At 68.0% G+C, this 4,610-nt stretch carries 7 protein-coding genes; 3 read left to right on the top strand and 4 right to left on the bottom strand.

The window, feature by feature from the left end:
* Positions 1-465 (top strand): MspA family porin (locus ACFTZB_RS43255; protein ID WP_378441791.1); only part of this gene is annotated, 465 nt, incomplete at its 5' end.
* 68 nt (positions 466-533) lie between these two features.
* Here the strand turns inward: ACFTZB_RS43255 and mscL are convergent.
* The 4 genes from mscL to ACFTZB_RS43235 form a co-directional block, all read right to left on the bottom strand.
* Entirely contained in the window at positions 534-1,001 is a 468-nt protein-coding gene (mscL, locus tag ACFTZB_RS43250) for a large conductance mechanosensitive channel protein MscL (protein ID WP_378441789.1), read from the bottom strand.
* Positions 1,002-1,084: 83 nt separating this feature from the next.
* Positions 1,085-1,798, bottom strand: coding sequence for an SAF domain-containing protein (locus ACFTZB_RS43245; RefSeq protein ID WP_378441787.1), 714 nt, complete (start codon positions 1,796-1,798; stop codon positions 1,085-1,087).
* Positions 1,799-1,895: 97 nt separating this feature from the next.
* Positions 1,896-2,204, bottom strand: coding sequence for an FmdB family zinc ribbon protein (locus ACFTZB_RS43240; protein ID WP_378441785.1), 309 nt, complete (start codon positions 2,202-2,204; stop codon positions 1,896-1,898).
* 80 nt (positions 2,205-2,284) lie between these two features.
* Positions 2,285-2,884: a 5-formyltetrahydrofolate cyclo-ligase gene (locus ACFTZB_RS43235; RefSeq protein WP_378441782.1), complete on the bottom strand. Its 600-nt coding sequence runs from the start codon at positions 2,882-2,884 to the stop codon at positions 2,285-2,287.
* Positions 2,885-2,989: 105 nt separating this feature from the next.
* On the opposite strand from ACFTZB_RS43235, the gene ACFTZB_RS43230 reads away from it, so the two are divergent.
* Positions 2,990-3,910: a UTP--glucose-1-phosphate uridylyltransferase gene (locus ACFTZB_RS43230; protein WP_378441780.1), complete on the top strand. Its 921-nt coding sequence runs from the start codon at positions 2,990-2,992 to the stop codon at positions 3,908-3,910.
* A gap of 19 nt (positions 3,911-3,929) precedes the next feature.
* A partial coding sequence (glp, locus tag ACFTZB_RS43225) for a gephyrin-like molybdotransferase Glp (RefSeq protein ID WP_378441778.1) occupies positions 3,930-4,610 on the top strand: 681 nt, incomplete at its 3' end.

Here is a 4,610-nt window from a genome sequence, read left to right as displayed (position 1 = left end):
GCGTCCGGCACGATCGACGTCTCCCTCGACGGTGGCACCGCCAAGGGCGGCACCATCGACGCCGGGTACATCGTGGCGTGCCAGCTGAACTTCGGTGGCTCGGTCAACGGTGAAGCCGGTGCCAGCCTGACGCCGTCCGAGGTCATCGGTGCAGCGGCCGGCGGCCCTGCCGCGTCGATTCCGGCCGAGGGTGGTGCCGGTAGCGGCATCACGATCGGACCCGGCCAGGCCACCAACGTGCCGATCCTCGACATCGAATACGAGGACAGCTACGGCGCCGAGGCTCACAAGAGCAGCTTCAAGTTCACCGGCAAGAGCGGTGGCTTCACGTACTCCGACGAGACGTTCGGTGTGTCCGGTTGCGCCGGTTACGCGCAGGCTCGCTCCTACGTCAAGGTTGCGGTCTCGACCGAGTCGGTCGACGGCACCGTCACCCTGTGGGGGCAGCCCTTCAGCCTCGGCTGATATTCGTTCCATCCATGACTCCGGGCCCGTGCACGCAGCTGCTGCACGGGCCCGGAGTCGTCGAAGTGCTATTCGCGGGTCTGCTCCAGCTTCGCGGCCTTCTCCGCGGGCATGGCGTGCGCTCCGTCGGAACTCGCTGTCGCCCCGTCGGTTTGGAGGCTCGCTTCGAGGATGTCGCGGATCTGGATCAGCAGGTCGGCCTCGCTGGCCTTCTTGTCGGCGGGCTCGGTGATGAACCGTTTCTTCGCGGCGTTGGCCGGGACGATGAGAATGAAGTACACGACCGCGGCGATGATCACGAAGTTGATGACGGCCGTGATGACGGCGCCGATGTTGATGAAGGTGGCCGGGTTGTCGGCGATGATCTGGTAACCCCAGCCCAGATCGTTGGCGCCGCCGGCAACGGCGATCAACGGATTGATCACGTTGTTGGTGAACGATGTGACGATGGCGGTGAACGCGGCTCCGACTACGACCGCGACGGCGAGGTCGAGGACGTTCCCCCGGAGCAGGAAGTCCTTGAATCCCTTGAGCATGTCGACGTCTCCTCGAGTGGGTGGCAAGTCATCCAGCACTGTCTCCCGGAAAAGCCTAGATCAGTGACCCGCGGCGCGGCGGGTCACTGAAAGGTCACGGTGATCGCGCTCGTGAGGGATGCCGCGGCCACCGTCGTGGCGTCCGAGGCCGGAAGCGCCAGCATCACTACCCGTTCGCGCTGGTCACGTCCGTTCTCGGACGGAGTCACCAGCACGACGACGGCATGGGATGCCAGGACGGTGGCGCCGGACCGCCGGTCCGGATTCGACGGTGTGCCGGGATCGACCGTCAGCACGTCAACGCGATCGCCCTCACGGAGGAGTTCCGTGACGGCCGGGTCGGCGAGCCGGACGGGGACGATGCGGGCGTCGTCGATACCTGCTGCGGCAGCGGCCAGACGGGGGCCCAGTACCCGGATGTCGGTGAGGGCTTCACCGGCGCGAGTCGGTCCGGCGAGGGTGCGTCCGTCGACATCGGCCACGGCGGTGACGGCGCCGTCGGGCAGGCTCCCGGCTTCGAACTCGACCAGTTCCACGTCGGCGTCCGTGAGGACGACTCCGGGTTGCAGATCACGTGCGGCCACCACGACCGCGGAGCGGGCGGAGCCGGGATCCCCGCGGGCGAGGAGGGCCAGCGCGAGGCAGACGAGTGCGGCGGCCAGGACGCGTCTGGCGGCGACGGTGCGGGCCCAGCCGGGATGGGTGAGATCCGACAGCCGGTCTGCCCACGACGGGCTCAGGCTTCGATGGGCGCGGTTCGACCGGCGGTGACCGGTCTGGGCAGGGTCGAACGACATGGTTCGACGCTAGGAGACCGGCAGGCCCGTAGGTACGCCGAACGGGCCCGCCTGTGGATGGACGAGAAGTTGTGGATAACCCGCGGAAGCGCGAGAACTAGCTGGCAGCAGCCTTGGCCGGTGCGGCGGTCGCGGTGCTCGTCGAGCTGGACGAGGCCGTCGCCGAACTTTCCGACTTGGCTGCGGGAGCGGAATCGGTCTTGGCCGGCTCGCTGGCCGCTCCGGACGTTCCACGGCTGTCGGTGCGGTAGAAACCGCTGCCCTTGAAAACGATGCCGACGGAGTTGAACAGCTTGCGAAGCTTGCCCGAGCATGCGGGGCAGACGGTCAGGGAGTTATCGCTGAACGACTGGACGATGTCGAAACGGTTGTCGCATTCCGTGCACGCATATGAGTAAGTGGGCACTGGGTTCCTCCGCACTGTGTAGTCAAACCGCAGGTTTTAGCACTCTACAGTCGACAGTGCCAACAACGCTAATCAGAGAACTATTCCGAACCGTCCGTTCCCCGTTGTTCGCCGAGTGCGACGAGTCCCGAGCCGGGGGTGAGAGCCCATCCCATCCGTACGTCGTGGGGATCCTCCGGCAGTTCGGACACCAGTTCCTCGTCACGGACCACCGTGATCAGCCGTGCGCCGAGGGCGGCGAGCCCGAGAGTCCGGTCGTAGAAACCTGCGCCGCGGCCGAGTCGCACGCCCCGTCGATCGACGGCCAGTGCGGGAACGAAAATGGTATCGGCCGAACGGATCTCGTCGGGTTCCTGCACCGGCCCGGTGGGCTCGCGCAGGCCGTAACTCGCGTCGGCGAGACCGTCCGCGCCCGTGAACTCGGACCAGTAGAGCGGGCCGGGACCGCGGGTGACGGGTACGAGGACGCGTCCGGCGACCCGTCGGAGGGCGTCGAGGAAGTCCAGCGACCCGGGCTCGAGCGCGGTGGGGACGTAGGCGCAGACGGTCGATCCGCCGGCGACTTCCCGTGTGACGAGCGTGACAATCGCCTGGTCTTCGGCGGTGCGGAGTTCAGGGGTCAGCGCGCGCCGCCCGGTGAGCACCAACTGCCGCCACTCGTCCTTCGTTCGTGCGTGCATGGCCCAACCTTAGAGCCGGCCCGAGAGCGTCTCCGACGGGTTCCCGGAGGTAGCTGACAGGATCTTGGTGACTGACTGGTAGGTCCGCACAGTTAAGGTGTGGGCATGACAGACGCCGCCCCGCACACCGCCAGCGCCTTTCGCACGGCTGTCGTGCCCGCAGCGGGAATGGGGACGCGATTCCTCCCCGCGACCAAGACCGTGCCGAAAGAGCTGCTCCCGGTCGTCGATACCCCAGGTATCGAACTCGTGGCCGGGGAAGCCGCCGATTCGGGTGCCGGCCGGCTCGTGATCGTCACGTCGCCCGGTAAGGACGGAGTGGTCGCCCACTTCGTCGAAGACCTCGTCCTCGAGAGCAAGCTCGAGGCCAGCGGCAAGTACCACCTGCTCGAAAAGGTGCGCAAGGCTCCCGGCCTGCTCGAGGTGGAGTCCGTCGTCCAGGACCAGCCCCTCGGCCTCGGTCACGCGGTCGGCTGCGCGGAGTCGGTCCTCGACGACGACGAGGACGCCATCGCCGTACTCCTCCCGGACGACCTCGTGATGCCGCGCGGAGTGCTCGAGACGATGTCCCGGGTCCGTCGCAAGCGCGGCGGCACCGTCCTCTGCGCCATCGACGTCCCCAAGGACCAGGTGAGCGCGTACGGCGTCTTCGAGGTCGAGACGGTGCCCGACGCCGTCAACCCGGACGTCCTCAAGGTCACCGGCATGGTCGAGAAGCCGGCCATCGAGGACGCCCCGTCCACGTTCGCGGCGGCAGGCCGCTACCTCCTCGACCGCGCGATCTTCGATGCGCTGCGGCAAATCGAGCCCGGCGCCGGCGGCGAACTCCAGCTCACCGACGCCATCGCCCTCCTCATCAAGGAAGGCCACCCCGTTCACGTCGTCGTGCACCGAGGCACGAGACACGATCTCGGAAATCCCGGCGGCTACCTCCGCGCTGCGGTTGACTTTGCGTTGGACATGGAAGAGTACGGCCCGTCGTTGCGCGAATGGCTGATCGACCGATTGAAGCGGACGGAATCCTAGAAGCTCGGGAGGCAAGAACTTGCGGTCGGTCGAGGAGCAACAGACGATCGTGACCGCGGCCGCGGTGGCGCCGCGGCCGGTCCGTGTGGCGATCTCCGAAGCCCAGGGGCTGCTGTGTGCCGAAGAAGTGGTCACCGAGCGGCCGCTGCCCGGGTTCGACCAGGCCGCCATCGACGGTTACGCCGTCCGTAGCGTCGACGTCCAGGCTGCCGGAACCGACCTCCGGGACGACGACGGTGCTCCCGTGGAACTGTCCCTTCCCGTGGTCGGTGAGGTCACGGCGGGTTCACGGCAGCCGATCCGGCTGCAGCCCCGTCAGGCGGTCAAGGTCGACACGGGTGCTCCGCTCCCGACGCTCGCCGACGCCGTCCTCCCGCTCGACCGCACCGACGGCGGCCGAGCCCGCGTCAAGATCTACAAACCGGTCCGCTCCGGCGACTACGTGCGCCGCGCCGGTGACGACGTGCAGCCCGGCGACGTCGCAGTCCGTGCAGGCACCATCATCGGCGCTGCCCATGTGGGTTTGCTGGCCGCGGTGGGACGCGACAAGGTGCTCGTCCATCCCCGGCCCCGGCTGTCCGTCATCTCGGTCGGTGGCGAACTCGTCGACGTCGACCGGACCCCGGGGCCCGGTCAGGTCTACGACGTCAACTCCTATGCGCTGGCCGCCGCCGCCCGCGACGCCGGCGCCGACGTCAAC

The sequence above is a fragment of the Rhodococcus sp. NPDC057014 genome (genome assembly GCF_042673295.1).
In the GTDB taxonomy this organism is placed as follows: domain Bacteria; phylum Actinomycetota; class Actinomycetes; order Mycobacteriales; family Mycobacteriaceae; genus Rhodococcus_F.
This window is presented reverse-complemented; position numbering and strand designations above follow the sequence as displayed.

Coding starts and splice junctions, on each gene's coding strand:
- ACFTZB_RS43235 (WP_378441782.1), bottom strand. CDS start 2,884: ATGCACGCACGAACGAAGGACGAGTGGCGGCAGTTGGTGCTCACCGGG.
- ACFTZB_RS43230 (WP_378441780.1), top strand. CDS start 2,990: ATGACAGACGCCGCCCCGCACACCGCCAGCGCCTTTCGCACGGCTGTC.
- mscL (WP_378441789.1), bottom strand. CDS start 1,001: ATGCTCAAGGGATTCAAGGACTTCCTGCTCCGGGGGAACGTCCTCGAC.
- ACFTZB_RS43245 (WP_378441787.1), bottom strand. CDS start 1,798: ATGTCGTTCGACCCTGCCCAGACCGGTCACCGCCGGTCGAACCGCGCC.